Genomic DNA, 16,687 nt, shown 5'->3' with positions numbered 1-16,687 from the left:
TCCATGGCCGGCTACATCGCGCGCCGACTCCTGCAGGCCATCCCTGTGCTGCTCGGCACCACCTTCCTGATCTACTTCATGGTCTTCGCCATGCCGGGCGACCCCGTCGTCGCCCTGTTCGGCGACAAGACCCCCCCGCCCCAGGTGCTCGAGGCCGTCCGTGAGCGGTACAACCTCGACCAGCCGTTCATCGTGCAGTACCTGCTCTTCCTCGGCGGCATCTTCCGCGGTGACTTCGGTGTCTCGTTCTCGGGACAGCCGGTTGGCGACATCCTCGCCGAGACGTTCCCCGTGACGCTCCGCCTGGCCGTGCTCGCGGTCTTCTTCGAGATGGTCGCCGGCATCACCATCGGCCTCGTCTCGGGCCTGCGCAAGGGCGGCATCTTCGACGCGAGCTTCCTCGTGATCAGCCTCATCCTGATCTCGCTGCCGATCTTCGTCGTCGCGTTCGTCGCGCAGTTCGTCCTGGGCATCCAACTCGGGTTGTTCCGGACCACCGTCGGACCGGGCGCACCGATACAGGACCTGATCATGCCAGCCATCGTGCTGGCGACGATCAGCTTCGCCCAGATCGTTCGACTGACAAGGGCGTCGGTCATCGATACGGGCGGCCAGGACTTCGTTCGCACCGCCGCGAGCAAGGGCCTGTCCCGTCGTCGGATCGTCCCCATCCACATCCTGCGCAACTCGCTCATCCCCGTCGTGACCTACCTGGCAGTCGACTTCGGCACGCTCATGGTCGGTGCGACCGTCACCGAGGGCATCTTCAACGTGCCCGGCGTCGGCCGCACGCTCTACCAGGCGATCATCCGCGGCGAGGGACCGACCGTCGTCTCGTTCGTGACCGTCATGGTGCTGATCTACCTCGTCATCAACCTGCTGGTGGATCTCCTGTACGCCGTGCTCGACCCGAGGATCCGCTATGCCAAGTAACACCAGACCCACCCAGGCGCACTTCGTCGCGCCGATCGACGAGACCCCGCTCGTCGCGATCGACTCGGTCAAGGCCGAGGGCAAGCCCTCGAACCTCTGGCGCGACGCCTGGCGCGACGTCCGCAAGCGGCCCATGTTCTGGGTCTCCGCCGTGATGATCTTCATCATCGTGATCGTCGCCCTGTTCCCGACCCTGTTCACGAGCCTCGACCCGCGGTACTGCCAGCTCTCGCTGAGCAACCAGGGCCCCGGCGGCGGCAGCGTCCTCGGCTACAACCGCCAGGGCTGCGACATCTACGCGCGCATCATCTACGGCACGTCGACGTCGCTGTCCGTCGGCCTCATCGTGACGTTCATCGTCGCCTTCCTCGGCATCCTCTTCGGTGCGCTGGCGGGCTTCTACGGCACGTGGGTCGACGCGGTCCTGTCCCGCCTCGGCGACATCTTCTTCTCGATCCCCTACATCCTCGCGGCCGTCGTCATCATGTCGGTGCTCTCGCAGTACGTGAGCGTGTGGACGATCTCGCTCGCGATCGGCATCTTCGCGTGGCCGGCGACGGCCCGTGTGCTGAGGGCCGAGATCCTCCGGGTGAAGAACTCCGACTTCGTCATGGCGGCCACGGCCGTCGGCGTCACCCGGTTCCGCATCCTGCTCCGTCACGTGCTGCCGAACTCGATCGCGCCCGTGATCGTGATCACGACGATCTCGCTCGCATCGGCGATCGTCGCGGAGGCGACCCTGTCGTTCCTCGGCGTCGGCCTGCCGTCGTCGACCATGTCGTGGGGAAATGACATCAGCCAGGCCCAGGTCGACCTGCGGACGAACCCGCAGACCCTGATCCTGCCCTCCATCGCGCTGTCGGTCACCGTGCTGAGCTTCATCATGCTCGGCGAGGTCGTCCGCGACGCACTCGACCCGAAGGCGAGGGCGCTGCGATGACCTCCACCGTGAACGGAACCGACGTGCAGCAGAGCACCACCGACACCGCCGAGCGCCCGCTGCTCGAGATCAAGGACCTCCAGGTCGACTTCACGACCCAGGAGGGCAAGGTCACCGCCGTCGACGGCGTGAACATCACGCTCTACCGCGGCCAGAGCCTCGCGATCGTGGGCGAGTCCGGCTCGGGCAAGTCGACGACCGCGCACGCGATCATCAACCTGCTCCCCGGCTCCGGCCGGATCGCCGGCGGCCAGATCCTGCTCGACGGCCAGGACATCTCGAAGGCGTCGAAGCGCGAGATGGAGGACATCCGCGGTCGCAAGATCGGCTTCGTCCCGCAGGACCCGATGTCGAACCTGAACCCGGTCTGGTCGATCGGCTTCCAGGTCGAGGAGGGCATCCGCGCGAACGGCATCGCGAGCGGCCGCAAGGAGGTCCGCGCGCGCGCCATCGAGGTGCTCAAGCAGGCCGGCCTGCAGGACGCGGACCGCCGCCTGAAGCAGTTCCCGCACCAGTTCTCGGGCGGCATGCGCCAGCGCGTGCTCATCGGCATGGGCCTCGCGGCCGACCCGCAGCTCCTGATCGCCGACGAGCCCACCTCGGCGCTCGACGTCACGGTGCAGCGCGTCATCCTCGACCACCTCGAGTCGCTGACCCGCGAGCTCGGCACGACCCTGCTGTTCATCACGCACGACCTCGGCCTCGCCGCGGAGCGCGCGGAGCAGCTCGTGGTCATGTACAAGGGCAAGGTCGTCGAGTCGGGTCCGTCGCTCGAGATCCTGCAGAACCCGCAGCACCCGTACACGAAGCGGCTCGTCGCCGCGGCGCCGAGCCTCGCCTCGCGCCGCATCAAGTCGACGGCGCAGACCGAGGCGGAGGAGAGCGCGGGCACCGACGCCGACGCCGGCACGACGACCGACGCGATCGACCTCATCGCGACCGCCGAGGCGCGCGCCGAGGCGCACGAGGCGCTCGCGTCGAAGCCGCCGGCCGTGATCGTCGAGGACCTCACCAAGGTCTTCAAGATCCGCGGGTCCGGCGAGTTCACCGCGGTCGACAAGGTGTCGTTCCAGATCCCGAAGGGCACCACCATGGCGCTCGTCGGCGAGTCCGGTTCGGGCAAGTCGACGGTCGCGAAGATGCTCCTCAAGCTCGAGGACGCGACGAGCGGCAAGATCATCGTGGGCGGCAAGGACCTCGAGCAGGTCAGCAGCAAGGAGCTCTTCAACCTGCGCAGCCGCATGCAGCCGGTGTTCCAGGACCCGTACGGGTCGCTGAACCCGCTGCGCAACATCGGCAACACGATCGCGGAGCCGCTCTCGACGCACGACGTCGGCGACCGGAAGTCCCGCCGTGAGCGCGTGTTCGAGCTGCTCGACCAGGTCTCGCTGCCGCGGACCCTGGTCGGCCGCTACCCGAACGAGCTCTCGGGCGGCCAGCGCCAGCGCATCGCCATCGCGCGCGCGCTCGCACTGAAGCCGGAGATCGTCATCCTCGACGAGGCCGTGTCGGCGCTGGACGTGCTCGTCCAGGCGCAGATCCTGCGCCTGCTCGCCGACCTGCAGGCCGAGCTCGACCTCACGTACCTCTTCATCACCCACGACCTCGCGGTCGTGCGCGTCATCGCGGACGACGTCTGCGTGATGCAGAAGGGGCGCATCGTCGAGGCGGCGGCCACCGACGAGGTGTTCGAGAACCCCAAGGAGCAGTACACGAAGGACCTCCTCGCGGCCATCCCGGGAGCGAACCTCAAGCTCGGCGCCTAGCGCCGGACGCACTGCACCGGACGCCCGGTCTCCGCTTCGGAGGCCGGGCGTCCGGCGTTTCCCGCCCGTCGCGGCGGGCGGGGCGGGCGACGCGGTAGGCTGGACGGGCGCGACCCGTGTGCATCGGTTCGTCGCGCTCCCACCGACTCCCATCCAGCGCGACCGCGCTGCCGATCCGCGCCGCCCCGGACCCCGGTCCCGGCGGCCACGCGAGGACCTCACCATGGCCAAGGCCACCCGCAACGACCTGCGCAACGTCGCGATCGTCGCCCACGTCGACCACGGCAAGACGACGCTCGTCGACGCGATGCTCCAGCAGACCAACTCCTTCGACGCGCACGCGCACATCGAGGAGCGCGCGATGGACTCGAACGAGCTCGAGCGCGAGAAGGGCATCACGATCCTCGCCAAGAACACGGCGATCTCGTACAACGGGGTTCACGCGGGCGGGTCCCCGGTCACCATCAACGTCATCGACACCCCGGGCCACGCCGACTTCGGCGGCGAGGTCGAGCGCGGCCTGTCGATGGTCGACGGCGTGGTACTCCTCGTCGACGCGAGCGAGGGTCCGCTCCCGCAGACCCGGTTCGTCCTCCGCAAGGCCCTCGAGGCACGCATGCCGGTCATCCTGCTGGTCAACAAGACCGACCGGCCCGACGCCCGCATCGACGAGGTCGTCGCCGAGAGCCAGGACCTGCTCCTCGGCCTCGCCTCGGACCTCGCCGACGACGTCCCCGACCTCGATCTCGACGCGATCCTCGACGTTCCCGTCGTCTACGCGTCCGGCCGGAACGGCGCGGCGAGCCGCACCCAGCCCGAGAACGGCGCCCTGCCCGACAACGACGACCTCGAGCCGCTGTTCGAGGCGATCCTCGAGCACATCCCCGCTCCGACCTACGACGACGAGCACCCGCTGCAGGCGCACGTGACGAACCTCGACGCGTCGCCCTTCCTCGGTCGCCTCGCGCTCCTGCGCGTCTTCCAGGGGACCATCAAGAAGGGCCAGACCGTCGCCTGGGTCAAGCACGACGGCTCGGTCCAGAACGTGCGCGTGACCGAGCTCTTCCTCACGAAGGCGCTCGACCGCTTCCCGGCCGAGAGCGCCGGCCCGGGCGACATCGCCGTGGTCGCGGGCTTCGAGGACATCATGATCGGCGACACGCTCGCGGACCCCGAGGACGTGCGCCCGCTGCCCGTGATCGCGGTCGACGAGCCCGCGATCTCGATGACGATCGGCACGAACACGTCGCCCCTCGTGGGCAAGGTCAAGGGCCACAAGCTCACGGCGCGCATGGTGAAGGACCGCCTCGACCGCGAGCTCGTCGGCAACGTCTCGCTCCGTGTCGTCGACATCGGCCGCCCCGACGCGTGGGAGGTGCAGGGCCGCGGCGAGCTCGCGCTCGCGATCCTCGTCGAGCAGATGCGCCGCGAGGGGTACGAGCTCACCGTGGGCAAGCCCCAGGTCGTCACGAAGCAGGTCGACGGCAAGCTGCACGAGCCGTTCGAGCACCTCACGATCGACGCACCCGAGGAGTACCTGGGCGCGATCACGCAGCTCCTCGCCGCCCGCAAGGGCCGTATGGACAACATGTCGAACCACGGCACCGGGTGGGTCCGCATGGAGTTCGTCGTGCCGAGCCGCGGCCTGATCGGCTTCCGGACCGAGTTCATGACCACCACGCGCGGCACGGGCATCGCGAACGCGATCTCGCACGGCTACGACGAGTGGGCGGGGCAGATCGTCACGCGCAACAACGGCTCGATCGTCGCCGACCGCGCCGGGGTCGTGACGCCGTTCGCGATCATCGCGCTCCAGGAGCGCATGACCTTCTTCGTGAACCCCACCGAGGAGGTCTACGAGGGCATGGTCATCGGCGAGAACTCGCGCAACGACGACATGGACGTGAACATCACGAAGGAGAAGAAGCTCACGAACATGCGTTCGTCGACGGCCGACACCTTCGAGTCGATGACGCCGTCGCGCCAGCTCTCGCTCGAGGAGTGCCTCGAGTTCGCCCGCGAGGACGAGTGCGTCGAGGTCACCCCGACCGCCGTGCGGATCCGCAAGGTCGAGCTCGATGCGACGGCCCGCGCGCGGGCCGCCTCGCGCCTGAAGAAGCAGGGCTGACGGAACCCGTTCGAGGGGGATGCCGCGGGGTGCAGTGGCATCCCCCTCGTCGTCTGCGGCGCCGCAGGCGGGTGCGATTGAGGAAGCTCACAGAAACGCCCTCGTATGGTTGTCGGGTTCTTCGAAACCCGATGACTCGTTACGCAACCGTTACCTGAGCTTTCATTCCCCCGCATATGAATCACCCCCAGCACGGCCGACGCGCGGCCGGACGCCCCCAGTACCGCCGCGCCGCCACCACGCCCACGCCCGTCCCCCGCACCCACGCGGCCGAGCCCGTGACCGGCGCCGCCCCCACGGCCCCCCGCCGTCGTCGCGCCGTCGCGATGCTCCGCCCGGCGATGACCCTCGGCGCCATGACCTTCGCCGGCGGCATGCTGCTCTCCACGAGCGTGCCCGCGCTGGCGGTCACGGCGACCGACACTGAGGTCCGCGCTTCGGTGTACGCGCCGGCCGAGGACACGATCAGCCAGCGGCCGCAGACGCTCGACGTCGGCTCCGAGGTCGCCCTCGAGCCCATCGACGTCGGCGGCTGGGACGTGGAGGCGGCCCCGCCGCCCATCGAGTCCAGCGTGGCGGGCCTCGGGAACGTCTCGCTCCTGCAGTCCGACCGCGTCGTCTGGCCGGTGGACCCGTCCCGGACCTCGGACGGCTTCGGCCCCCGCAACGCCCCCTGCGCGGGGTGCTCGACCAACCACGACGGGATCGACTTCAACCCCGGCGTCGGCGCGACCATCGGCTCCATCGCCGACGGCGTCGTGATCACGGCGACGGAGTCGGGCGGCGGGCTCGGCGTCTACGTCGAGGTCCAGCACAACATCGACGGCGTCGTCATCACCTCGCTGTACGCGCACATGCAGTACGGGTCGCTCGGCGTGTCGGTGGGCCAGCGCGTGAGCGCCGGCCAGCCACTGGGCGCCGTCGGCACGACCGGCCAGTCGACCGGTCCGCACCTGCACCTGGAGATGTACGGGGCCGACGGCGTGCGCTTCGACGGCATGGCCTGGCTGAACGGCCACGTCACGGGCTGACCGCGCCCGTCCGTCTCCCGGGCGCTCAGCGGCCGGAGAACCTCGGCTCGCGCTTCTCGATGAACGCGGCGACGCCCTCCCGCATGTCGTCCGTCCGGAACGCGTCGGCGAAGCCGGCCACCTCGAGATCGGACGCCGTCGCGGTCGGCGTCCCCGATGCCTCGACCAGGACGCGCTTCGCGAGCGCGACGGCCGTCCAGGCGTTCTGCGCGACCTCGTCGATCGTCGCGCGCGCCCCGGCGAGGAGCGCTTCGCGGTCGGGGAACCGGCGCGCCACCAAGCCGGCCGCCTCGGCCGTCGCGGCGTCGATCCGCCGACCCGTGTAGATGAGTTCCTTGGCGAACGACAGGCCGACCGCCCGCGGCAGGCGGACCGTGCCGCCGAAGCCCGGGATGAGGCCCAGCCGCACCTCCGGCTGCCCGAACGCCGAGGCGTCGGTCGCGTAGATCATGTCGCACGCCATCGCGAGCTCGAGGCCGCCGCCGAGCGCGAAGCCGTCGACGCACGCGATCACGGGGGCGGGGAAGGCCTCGATCACCGCGGCGACCCGGTGCCCGAGCCGCGCCGACTCGGCGCCCTCCTCGGGCGTGAGGGTCGCGAGGGAGCGGATGTCGGCCCCCGCGACGAACGCCCGACCGCCCTCGCCGACCACGAGGACGCCGCGCACGGCGTCGCCCTCGGCGGCGAGCTCGTCGAACGCCGCGGCGAGCGCGCGCAGCACGTCGGGGGAGAGGGCGTTGAGCGCCTTCGGGCGGTCGATCACCACCGTCGCGACGACGCCGTCGCGTTCCACGCGCACGGGCGGGCGCACCTCGTCGGTTCCGGGCTGCTCGGTCATCCTCGATCGTCCTTCCCGCGGCACGCGGCCGCACCGCGGACCACGCTACGGCATCGCGGCGGCCGGCCCGCCCGCGCGACGTCCCCGGCCCCGGCGCCCGGCCCCCGGCGCCCACCGCCCGGCCCCCGGCGCCCACCGCCCGGCACCCGGCGCCCGGCGAGGATCGCCGGATAGACTCCGCCCATGCCCAACCTCCGTCCGTGCGACGCCCTCGCCGTCGCCGCCCGCGTCCCCGAGCGGGTCGCCGCGGCATCCCCCTCGTTCCGCGGCGCGGCGCGCACGATGCGCACCCGGGCGTCGGCCTCGTGAACGCCGAGGCGGAGCGCCCCTCGATCGGCGCACGGATCGGGACGCTCGTCATCGCGTTCCTCGTCGGAGCGCTCTACGGCACCATCGCGACGATCGGGCACCGGCAGGCATGGCAGGTCGGCGACGTGTCGATCCCGTGGGGCCTCGTCGTCGGGCTGGTCGGCGTCGCGGCCCTCCTCATCGGCATCCGCACGGTCGCCGGCGGTCGCGCGGCGTCGGTCGCCGCGGCGGTCGGGGTGGTCGCCATGGTCGGCCTTCTCTCGCTGCCGGGCCCCGGCGGATCCGTGCTCGTCGTCGACGGCGTGGTCGGCACGATCTGGGCCGTCGGCCCGGTGCTGATCGCCGTCCTGGTCGTCGCGTTTCCCTCACTGCCGTCACGCGACGCGCGTCGCGCATAGACTGGCAGTCCAGCATCACCGAAGGGACAGCGACCCACCGTGACCTACGTCATCGCCCTGCCGTGCGTCGATGTGAAGGACCGTGCCTGCATCGACGAATGCCCCGTGGACTGCATCTACGAGGGTGAGCGGTCGCTCTACATCCACCCCGACGAGTGCGTGGACTGCGGCGCCTGCGAGCCGGTCTGCCCCGTCGAGGCCATCTACTACGAGGACGACCTCCCCGAGGAGTGGGCCGACTACTACAAGGCCAACGTGGAGTTCTTCGACGAGGTCGGTTCGCCCGGCGGTGCGGCCAAGGTCGGCGTGATCCCGAAGGACCACCCCGTCATCGCCGCGCTGCCGCCGCAGGGCCACTGACATGGCCCTCGGGGTCCTGCCCGAGTACCCGTGGGACCTCATGGTCCCGTACCGCGACCGCGCCGCCGCCCATCGCGACGGCATCGTCGACCTCTCGATCGGCTCGCCGGTCGACCCCACCCCGCAGCTCGTCCGCGACGCGCTGACCGCGGCGACGGACGCGCACGGCTACCCGGCCACGGTCGGCACCCCGGCGCTGCGCCGCGCGATCGTGGCCTGGTTCGAGCGCCGCCGGGGCGTGACCGGGCTCGACACGGATGCCGTGCTGCCGACGATCGGCTCGAAGGAGCTCGTCGCACTGCTGCCCTTCTTCCTCGGCGTGGGCGCCGGCGACGCGGTCGTGCACCCGCGCGCGGCGTACCCGACGTACGAGATGGGCGCGGTGTTCGCGGGCGCGGAGGCCGTGGCATCCGACGATCCGGACGCGTGGCCCGCGAACACGCGCCTGGTCTGGCTGAACTCCCCGGGCAACCCCGACGGTCGCGTGCTCGACGTCCCCGAACTCCGCCGCGCCGTCGAACGGGCGCGAGCGCTCGGCGCGGCGATCGTCGGCGACGAATGCTACGCCGAGCTCGGCTGGGAGGCGCCGTGGCAGGAGGGCGCCGTTCCGAGCGTCCTCGATCCTCGCGTGACCGGCGGCGATCCGACCGGGGTGCTCGCGATCTACTCGCTGTCGAAGCAGTCGAACATGGCCGGGTACCGCGCCGCGTTCGTCGGCGGCGATCCCGTGCTGATCGCCCGACTCACCACGGCGCGCAAGCATGCCGGCCTGATGCCGCCCGCGCCGCTGCAGGCCGCGATGACCGTCGCCCTGGGCGACGACGCGCACGTGCAGGAGCAGAAGGACCGCTACCGCGCCCGGCGCGACCGGTTGAAGCCCGCGCTCGAGGCGGCCGGGTTCCGCATCGACCACAGCGAGGCGGGGCTGTACCTGTGGGCGACGGAGGACCGCGACGCGTGGCAGTCGATCGAGCGGCTCGCCGAGCTCGGCATCCTCGCCGGGCCCGGCCATTTCTACGGGACGTCGTTCCCGCGGCACGTCCGGCTGTCGCTCACGGCGACGGACGAGCGCATCGGCCGGGCCGCCGCGCGGCTGGCTGCCGTCGCCGTCCGTTGACGCCCGCGTCGGCCCGAGAACCGGCGATTCTGTAGCATCCCGCAGTTGAAACGCGTCATCCGTTGGCGAATGCGACAGTGTGCGTGGGACCCGTCTAGGCTGTAGTCGGGCCGTGCGCGCCACCGGCGCCGGCTCGGAGAGCAGAGCAGGGAACGCGAACAGTGACGATCACAGGAGACGCCGTGACCAACGTCGTGAATGGAGCGGCCGGGGTGAACCCCGACACCGCGACGCTGAACTTCCCGGGCGGGTCCGCCGAGTTCCCGATCCACCCGGCGGCGCAGGGCACGTCGAGCATCGACCTGTCGACGCTCACCCGCCAGACCGGGCTCACCGCGCTCGACTACGGCTTCGTCAACACGGCGTCCACGCGCTCGGCGATCACGTACATCGACGGCGAGCAGGGCATCCTCCGCTACCGCGGCTACCCGATCGAGCAGCTGGCGGAGCACTCGACCTACCTCGAGGTCGCCTGGCTCCTCATGTACGGCGAGCTCCCGACCGCCGACCAGCTCGCCGAGTTCGACGAGAAGATCCGTCGTCACACGCTCCTGCACGAGGATCTCAAGCGCTTCTTCTCGGCGCTGCCGCACACGGCGCACCCGATGGCCGTGCTCTCGAGCGCCGTGGCCGCCCTCTCGACGTACTACGAGGACTCGTCCGACCCGCACGACCCCGACCACGTCGAGCTGACGACCATCCGCCTGCTCGCCAAGCTGCCGGTCATCGCCGGGTACGCGCACAAGAAGAGCATCGGCCAGGCGTTCCTCTACCCCGACAATTCCCTGAACTTCGTCGAGAACTTCCTGCGGCTGAACTTCGGCAACATGGCCGAGCCGTACTCGATCGACCCGACCCTCGCGAAGGCGCTCGACCGCCTCCTGATCCTGCACGAGGACCACGAGCAGAACGCGTCGACCTCGACCGTGCGCCTGGTCGGCTCCACCGGGGCGAACCTGTACGCGTCGATCTCCGCCGGCATCCAGGCGCTCTCGGGTCCGCTGCACGGCGGCGCGAACGAGGCCGTGCTCCAGATGCTCGCCCAGATCCGCGACTCCGGCGAGGGCGTGGGCAAGTTCGTCGAGCGCGTCAAGCGCAAGGAGGACGGCGTCAAGCTCATGGGCTTCGGCCACCGGGTCTACAAGAACTACGACCCGCGCGCGAAGATCGTGAAGACGAGCGCCGACGCGGTGCTCGAGGGCCTCGGCGTGAACGACCCGCTCCTCGACATCGCGAAGGAGCTCGAGCAGTTCGCGCTCGAGGACGACTACTTCAAGCAGCGCCGCCTGTACCCGAACGTCGACTTCTACACCGGCGTGATCTACAAGGCGATGGGCTTCCCGACGCGCATGTTCACCGTGCTCTTCGCGATCGGCCGCCTGCCCGGCTGGATCGCGCACTGGCGTGAGATGAACCTCGACCCGCAGACCAAGATCGGTCGGCCGCAGCAGCTGTACACGGGGTCGCTGGAGCGCCAGTACCCGGTGCGCTGACCGCGTACGACGTATGGGCCCGTCCGGACGGACGGGCCCATCGTCGTGTTCCGGTGCGAGCGCCGAGGCCCCTCGACGGATGCCGCGCCGCGGCGACCCGCTCCGGTGGCGCGGGTCAGAGGGCCGCGATCTCGCTCGCCGTCGCGTCGTCGACCGGCGTCGCCCGGTGCTCGACGAGTCCCGGGCGCGGATCGAGGTGCACGCCGGCGAGCATGCAGCGCACCGAACCGCCGGCCAGCTCGATCGTGGGCACGTCGAGCGGCAGGAGCCGGGCCGAGCGCTCGATGCGGGCGCGCTGCTCCGGTCGGAGCGCCTCGAAGGCGGTGCGCGACAGCGCGAGCACCCGGCCGTTCGCGGTCCACAGCTCGAGGGCGTTCCCGGCGAACGCATCGACCTGGTCGTTGTCGAGGGCGATGACGTCGCGGCGCCCGCGCGCGGAGAGCCGGTCGAGCACCTCCTGCCGGCGCGCCGGCGACACGAACATGTCGGCCGCGACGAGCGCGAACTCGCTCGCGATGCTGAGGATGACGTTCGTGTGGTACACCGCGACGCCACGGCCGTCGACCGCGTCGAACACCATCGGCTCGTAGCCGAAGTTCGTGCAGAAGCGCTCGAGGGCGATCGGATCGGCGCGGTTGGACCGTGCGGCGTACGCGATGCGCGCCTCGTGGTCGAGGACCATCGCGCCCGTGCCCTCGAGGAACACGTCGTCGTACTCGAGCCCCGAGTAGTCGATCACGTCCTGCACCCGGTAGGTGGTCTTCAGGAGCTCGACGATGTCGCTCCGCCGCTCCGTGCGGCGGTTCGGCGTGAACATCGGGAACAGCGCGATGTGGCCGCCCGAGTGCGTCGAGATCCAGTTGTTCGGGAAGACGCTGTCGGGCCGGTGGGCCGTCTCGTCCTCGAACAGGTGGACGGTCACGCCGGCCGCCTCGAGCGCGGCGGCGGCGCGCGTGACCTCCTCGTACGCCGCGGCGGCGACCCGGGCGGGGTCGAGGCCGTCGGCATTCGGCTGGAAGCCGTTGTCGGCGATCGTGAGGGGGTTCGGCGCGAAGCGGTGCGGCCGGACCATCACGACCGCGGCGGGGGACTGGACGGTCATCGCTCAGCCCACCGGCGAGAACGCGCCCATGAGGCCGAACAGGTCCTTCGGATCATCGGGGTCGGCCACGAGGTCGATGCGCTGCTCGTACCGCGTGCCCGCGACCTGGTCGCGCACGTACCGCAGCGCCGAGAAGTCCTCGATCGCGAAGCCGACGGAATCGAACAGGGTGATGGCGTCGTCGCCCGAGCGGCCGGCCGCGCGGCCCGTCAGGACCTCCCACAGCTCGGTCACGGGGAAGTCGGCGTCCTTGGCCTGGATCTCGCCCTCGATGCGGGTCTGCGGCGTGTACTCGACGAACACCTCCGCGCGATCGAGGATCGCCGCGTCGAGCTCCGTCTTGCCGGGGCAGTCGCCGCCGATGGCGTTGAGGTGCATGCCGGGCCGGACCCACTCGTCGGCCACCACGGTCGCGCGGGCCTTGTCGGCCGTGCACGTGGTCACGATGTCGGCGCCGTCGAGCGCCTCGGCGGCGCTCCCGGCGACCTCGATCTCGAAGCCGAGGGGGAGCATGTTGCGCACGAACTTGGCGATCGCGTCGTGGTCGACGTCGAAGACCCGCAGCCTGGTGATGCCGAGGGCGTGACGGAAGGCGAGCGCCTGGAACTCGGCCTGGCTGCCGGTGCCGATCATGGCCATCACCTCGGAGTCGGGGCGGGCCAGCAGCTTCGCGGCGAACGCCGACGTCGCGGCGGTGCGCAGCGCCGTGAGCACCGTCATCTCGGCGAGGAAGGTCGGATAGCCGTTGTGCACGTCGGCGAGCACGCCGAAGGCGGTCACCGTCTGGTATCCGCGAGCCGGATTGGAGGGATGGCCGTTGACGTACTTGAACGCGTAGGACTCGTGGTCGCTGGTCGGCATCAGCTCGATCACGCCGAAGGGCGTGTGGCTGGCCACGCGGGGCGTCTTGTCGAAGCTCTCCCAGCGTGCGAAGTCCTGTTCCAGGTACTCCATGATCCCGGCGATGATGGCCTGGGGGCCGGTGGCAGCGACCCATCCGATCATGTTGCGTACGTCGACGAAGCTGGTCATCCACAGTCCTTTCCGTTCGGTACTTCGAGCGTACGATCCGTCGATATGCAACAGCAACGACCGTCGTGTTCACGGATCGTCGGTGAGATGAGCACTCTGGATAGCGTGACGTTACGATATGCGCATGGAACAGCTCGATGAACTCGATCGACGCCTGCTCGCGCTGCTGCGGGAGGACGGGCGCGCCCCGGTGGCCGACCTCGCGCGGCGGCTCGGCGTCGCCCGGGCGACCGTCACGGGCCGGATCGACCGGCTCGTGGCATCCGGCATCATCATCGGGTTCTCGGTGCGGGTGCGCGACGAACTCGACCCGCTCGCGATCCACGCGATCTCGTTCGTCGAGGTCGAGGGCCGCACGACCGACGACGTGATCCGCCGGCTGCGCGGCTTCCCCGAGATCATCGCACTGCACACGACGAACGGCGGCTGGGACCTCGTCGCGGAGCTCCGCACCGAGACGCTGGGGGAGTTCGACCGGGTGCTCGGCCGCATCCGCTCGATCGACGGCGTGGTCAACAGCGAGACGAGCCTCCTGCTGAGCTCCGTGCTGCGCTGACGCGCTCGCCGGCTCAGCCGGCGGGGCGCATCACGAGCGCGTCGTGGGCCGCCTCGCGCACTGCGCGGATCGTGAACGGCCACTCCAGCGACTCGCCGTGCTGCCACAGCTCGGTCTGGTCGTCGTAGTGCTCGTTGAACGCGTGGCCGGAGGCGCCCGTCAGGTTCACCCAGGTCGACCGGTCGAGGTCGTCGAGGTCGACGACCATGCGCATCGAGGGCACCCAGTGCACCTCGTAACCGCGCGTGGCATCCCAGCCGTTCGCGTTCACGATCGCCGACCCGCCGCCGGCCTCGAACGGTCCGCGGTTGAAGAGCCACTCGATCGGCGCGATCCCGGAGCTGCCGAAGGTCTGGTTGCGCAGCGTGAGCGTGTGCAGCTCGCCCCAGCGCCAGTCGGCCGGCTCGTCGCCCATGAGATCGGATGCCTCGGCCCACGCCGCCTCCAGCGCCGACGCGAGCACGGCGTCGCGCCCGGTCGCGCCCGAGACCCGATCGGCCCACCACGCGTCGTCCGGTCGGTCGAGCAGCCCGTCGACGACCGCGAACCAGCGGTCGCCGCCCACCGGCCGCGCCGACTCGGGGAGGTCGCCGAACATCCGGTCGAGCACGTTCCGCCAGAACACCTCGAAGTACGCCGCCTCGGCGCTGTCCACGTCGGAGGCCGCGTCCCAGCCCGCGAGCAGTCGCGCGCCGCGCGCCGCGTCGCCGTCGAGCTGGAGCTCGGCGATCACCGGGAGGAAGGCCTCGGCGTTGGCGTTCCGGGTGTCGAACTGGATGTCCGACATGTCCTCGGCGGTGATGGGCTCGCCGGCCTCGATGAGTTCGGCGAGACGACGCTCGATGCCCTGCGCGCGATAGCCCAGGTCCCAGTCGCGGGTGAGGAGCGGGCCGCCCTCTTCCACGGCGTTGTTGGCCGTGACGAGGTAGCCGCGGTCGGGGTTCTGCACCGACGGGAGGTCGGCGAAGGGGATCCAGCCCGTCCAGCCGTTCTCGCTCGTCCAGCCGGGCAGCGGGACGGTGCCGTCGCCGCTCGCGCGGACCGGGATCCGCCCCGGCGCCTGGTAGCCGATGTTGCCGTCGACGTCGGCGTAGACGAGGTTCTGCGCGGGGACGTCGAACTGCTCCGCGGCGGCCCGGAACCCCTCCCAGTCGGGGGCTCGGTCGAGTGCGAAGATCGCCTGCGCCGTCGTGCCGGGCTGCAGCGCGGTCCACTGGAGGGACACCTCGATCTCGGCCTCGTCGACCGTCTCGGCGTCGGCGGACGCGCCCTCGGCCGTGGCCTCTTCCGCGGGCGCGAACTCCTCGGCCACGGCGGTGAAGCCGGCGCCCACATCGGTCACGATCGGGCCCCGGCCGGTGGAGCGCACCGTGATCGTGACCGGCTCGCCGCCGGCCACCTCGATGACCTCCTCGCGCGTGGTCAGCGGCACCATCGTGCCGTCGAGCTCGTAGGAGTCGCCCGTCACGCGCTCGAGGTAGAGGTCGGCGACGTCCGGGGCGAGGTTCGTGAACCCCCAGGCGATGCGGTCGTTGTGGCCGATGACGACGCCGGGGAGCCCCGAGAAGCCGTAACCCGCGACGTCGAACGAGCACACCGACGAGAGCTCCGTGCAGTGCAGGCCCATCTGCACCCAGATGGACGGCATGGCCGGCCCGAGGTGGGGGTCGTTCGCGAGCAGCGGCATGCCGGAGTCGGTGAGCGCGCCCGAGACGACCCATGAGTTGGAGCCGAGGTCGCCGCCCTCGGGGCCGAGCAGCTCGGGGATGCCGTCGATGGTGTCGGCGAGCCCGGTGAGGGCCTCGAGTCCGCCGGCATCGACGGCGGGCGCAGCGGCCGCGTCGGGTCCGGCGGCGTCGAGGCCCGGTCCGACGAGGCCCGGTCCGTCGAGGGCGCGCACGTCGAGCGCGGCCGGGGCGGCCGCGGGCGGGCCGCCCACGATCGTCGGCATCGACGACCAGGGGAAGTCGGGGTGCAGGCTCGCGACCTGCTCCGGCGAGAGCCCCGAGCCGAGCAGCACCGCGCGGTCGATCTCGTCCCCGAGGTTCGACCGCAGGTCCCACGCCATTGCCTTCAGCCAGGCGATCGAGTCGATCGGCGTCCAGGGCTCCGGCTCGTACCCGGGGTTCTGCAGCGACAGCACCGCGTACTCGAGCGAGAGCGCGGCGCCGCCGCGCTCGGCGAGGTACGCGTTCACCCCGTCGGCGTACGCCTCGTAGAGCGCCCGGGTCTCGTCGTCGAAGGCCTCGAACTCCTGCTCGGCGATGCCGCGCCAGTCGAGCGTGCGGATGAACGCGTCGGTCGCGACCTGCGACTCGCCGAAGAGCTCGGCGACCCGGCCGGCCGTGACGTGGCGGCGGAAGTCCATCTCCCAGAAACGGTCCTGCGCGTGGACGTAGCCCTGCGCGAAGAGCAGGTCGTGGTCGGTCTCGGCGACGACCTGGGGGATCCCGGCGCCGTCGCGGTAGACCGTGACCTTGGCCTGCAGGCCGGGGACGTCGATGCGTCCCGAGGTCGTCGGGAAGGACCGCTGCACCGTCCACCACCCGAAGCCGGCGGCGGCGACGCCCAGCACGAGCACCGTGGCGAGCACCACGACGAGGACCTTGGCCCAGCCGCGTCGTCGGGTCCTCGGCGCGTCGGTTCCCACGTCACTCCCTCGTGTCGTCGCAGGCGTCGGGCCG

At 70.9% G+C, this 16,687-nt stretch carries 15 protein-coding genes; 11 read left to right on the top strand and 4 right to left on the bottom strand.

The features are described from left to right. Positions 1-3 precede the first annotated feature (3 nt). From ABD230_RS04965 to ABD230_RS04945, 5 genes are all read left to right on the top strand, one after another. A complete protein-coding gene (locus tag ABD230_RS04965) occupies positions 4-933 on the top strand; it encodes an ABC transporter permease (RefSeq protein WP_344369883.1) in 930 nt (309 codons plus the stop codon). Beyond that, positions 923-1,873, top strand: a complete 951-nt coding sequence (locus tag ABD230_RS04960; protein ID WP_344369881.1) for an ABC transporter permease — start codon at positions 923-925, stop codon at positions 1,871-1,873. The genes ABD230_RS04965 and ABD230_RS04960 overlap by 11 nt, the downstream gene beginning before the upstream one ends. Beyond that, on the top strand, positions 1,870-3,639 hold the full coding sequence (locus ABD230_RS04955) for a dipeptide ABC transporter ATP-binding protein (RefSeq protein ID WP_344369880.1): 1,770 nt from the start codon (positions 1,870-1,872) through the stop codon (positions 3,637-3,639). The genes ABD230_RS04960 and ABD230_RS04955 overlap by 4 nt, the downstream gene beginning before the upstream one ends. Positions 3,640-3,862: 223 nt before the next feature. Continuing rightward, a complete protein-coding gene (typA, locus tag ABD230_RS04950; protein WP_344369878.1) occupies positions 3,863-5,767 on the top strand; it encodes a translational GTPase TypA in 1,905 nt (634 codons plus the stop codon). A gap of 176 nt (positions 5,768-5,943) precedes the next feature. Continuing rightward, on the top strand, positions 5,944-6,798 hold the full coding sequence (locus ABD230_RS04945) for a M23 family metallopeptidase (protein ID WP_344369876.1): 855 nt from the start codon (positions 5,944-5,946) through the stop codon (positions 6,796-6,798). Between the two features lie 25 nt (positions 6,799-6,823). Here ABD230_RS04945 and ABD230_RS04940 read toward each other — a convergent pair whose 3' ends face one another. Continuing rightward, positions 6,824-7,636 carry an enoyl-CoA hydratase/isomerase family protein gene (locus ABD230_RS04940; RefSeq protein ID WP_344369875.1) on the bottom strand — a complete coding sequence of 271 codons (813 nt, stop codon included), beginning with the start codon at positions 7,634-7,636 and terminating at the stop codon, positions 6,824-6,826. 183 nt (positions 7,637-7,819) lie between these two features. On the opposite strand from ABD230_RS04940, the gene ABD230_RS04935 reads away from it, so the two are divergent. From ABD230_RS04935 to ABD230_RS04915, 5 genes are all read left to right on the top strand, one after another. Beyond that, the gene (locus tag ABD230_RS04935; RefSeq protein ID WP_344369873.1) at positions 7,820-7,945 is read left to right on the top strand and encodes a hypothetical protein; all 126 of its coding nucleotides are present in this window, start codon (positions 7,820-7,822) and stop codon (positions 7,943-7,945) included. Then, positions 7,942-8,343: a DUF6113 family protein gene (locus ABD230_RS04930; protein ID WP_344369872.1), complete on the top strand. Its 402-nt coding sequence runs from the start codon at positions 7,942-7,944 to the stop codon at positions 8,341-8,343. Before ABD230_RS04935 ends, ABD230_RS04930 begins: the two co-directional genes overlap by 4 nt. 39 nt (positions 8,344-8,382) lie before the next feature. Further along, the gene (gene fdxA / locus ABD230_RS04925; RefSeq protein WP_344369871.1) at positions 8,383-8,703 is read left to right on the top strand and encodes a ferredoxin; all 321 of its coding nucleotides are present in this window, start codon (positions 8,383-8,385) and stop codon (positions 8,701-8,703) included. A gap of 1 nt (position 8,704) precedes the next feature. Continuing rightward, complete coding sequence (gene dapC / locus ABD230_RS04920) at positions 8,705-9,820, top strand: succinyldiaminopimelate transaminase (protein ID WP_344369868.1); 1,116 nt, start codon at positions 8,705-8,707, stop codon at positions 9,818-9,820. Between the two features lie 182 nt (positions 9,821-10,002). Continuing rightward, positions 10,003-11,313 (top strand): citrate synthase, encoded by a 1,311-nt coding sequence (locus ABD230_RS04915; protein WP_425546184.1) that lies wholly within the window; start codon positions 10,003-10,005, stop codon positions 11,311-11,313. Between the two features lie 115 nt (positions 11,314-11,428). Here the strand turns inward: ABD230_RS04915 and ctlX are convergent, their stop codons facing one another. After that, complete coding sequence (gene ctlX / locus ABD230_RS04910; RefSeq protein WP_344369867.1) at positions 11,429-12,415, bottom strand: citrulline utilization hydrolase CtlX; 987 nt, start codon at positions 12,413-12,415, stop codon at positions 11,429-11,431. A gap of 3 nt (positions 12,416-12,418) precedes the next feature. Next, positions 12,419-13,447, bottom strand: coding sequence for an ornithine cyclodeaminase (locus ABD230_RS04905; protein ID WP_344369865.1), 1,029 nt, complete (start codon positions 13,445-13,447; stop codon positions 12,419-12,421). 124 nt (positions 13,448-13,571) lie between these two features. Here ABD230_RS04905 and ABD230_RS04900 point away from each other — a divergent pair, with 124 nt between their 5' ends. Next, positions 13,572-14,003, top strand: a complete 432-nt coding sequence (locus tag ABD230_RS04900; protein WP_344369864.1) for an Lrp/AsnC family transcriptional regulator — start codon at positions 13,572-13,574, stop codon at positions 14,001-14,003. Between the two features lie 13 nt (positions 14,004-14,016). Here ABD230_RS04900 and ABD230_RS04895 read toward each other — a convergent pair whose 3' ends face one another. Next, positions 14,017-16,653 (bottom strand): penicillin acylase family protein, encoded by a 2,637-nt coding sequence (locus ABD230_RS04895; protein ID WP_344369862.1) that lies wholly within the window; start codon positions 16,651-16,653, stop codon positions 14,017-14,019. Between the last annotated feature and the right edge of the window lie 34 nt (positions 16,654-16,687).

This window comes from Agromyces tropicus (genome assembly GCF_039531345.1).
Lineage (GTDB): Bacteria > Actinomycetota > Actinomycetes > Actinomycetales > Microbacteriaceae > Agromyces > Agromyces tropicus.
This window is presented reverse-complemented; position numbering and strand designations above follow the sequence as displayed.

Coding starts and splice junctions, on each gene's coding strand:
- ABD230_RS04965 (WP_344369883.1), top strand. CDS start 4: ATGGCCGGCTACATCGCGCGCCGACTCCTGCAGGCCATCCCTGTGCTG.
- ABD230_RS04960 (WP_344369881.1), top strand. CDS start 923: ATGCCAAGTAACACCAGACCCACCCAGGCGCACTTCGTCGCGCCGATC.
- ABD230_RS04955 (WP_344369880.1), top strand. CDS start 1,870: ATGACCTCCACCGTGAACGGAACCGACGTGCAGCAGAGCACCACCGAC.
- typA (WP_344369878.1), top strand. CDS start 3,863: ATGGCCAAGGCCACCCGCAACGACCTGCGCAACGTCGCGATCGTCGCC.
- ABD230_RS04945 (WP_344369876.1), top strand. CDS start 5,944: ATGAATCACCCCCAGCACGGCCGACGCGCGGCCGGACGCCCCCAGTAC.
- ABD230_RS04940 (WP_344369875.1), bottom strand. CDS start 7,636: ATGACCGAGCAGCCCGGAACCGACGAGGTGCGCCCGCCCGTGCGCGTG.
- ABD230_RS04935 (WP_344369873.1), top strand. CDS start 7,820: ATGCCCAACCTCCGTCCGTGCGACGCCCTCGCCGTCGCCGCCCGCGTC.
- dapC (WP_344369868.1), top strand. CDS start 8,705: ATGGCCCTCGGGGTCCTGCCCGAGTACCCGTGGGACCTCATGGTCCCG.
- ctlX (WP_344369867.1), bottom strand. CDS start 12,415: ATGACCGTCCAGTCCCCCGCCGCGGTCGTGATGGTCCGGCCGCACCGC.
- ABD230_RS04905 (WP_344369865.1), bottom strand. CDS start 13,447: ATGACCAGCTTCGTCGACGTACGCAACATGATCGGATGGGTCGCTGCC.
- ABD230_RS04900 (WP_344369864.1), top strand. CDS start 13,572: ATGGAACAGCTCGATGAACTCGATCGACGCCTGCTCGCGCTGCTGCGG.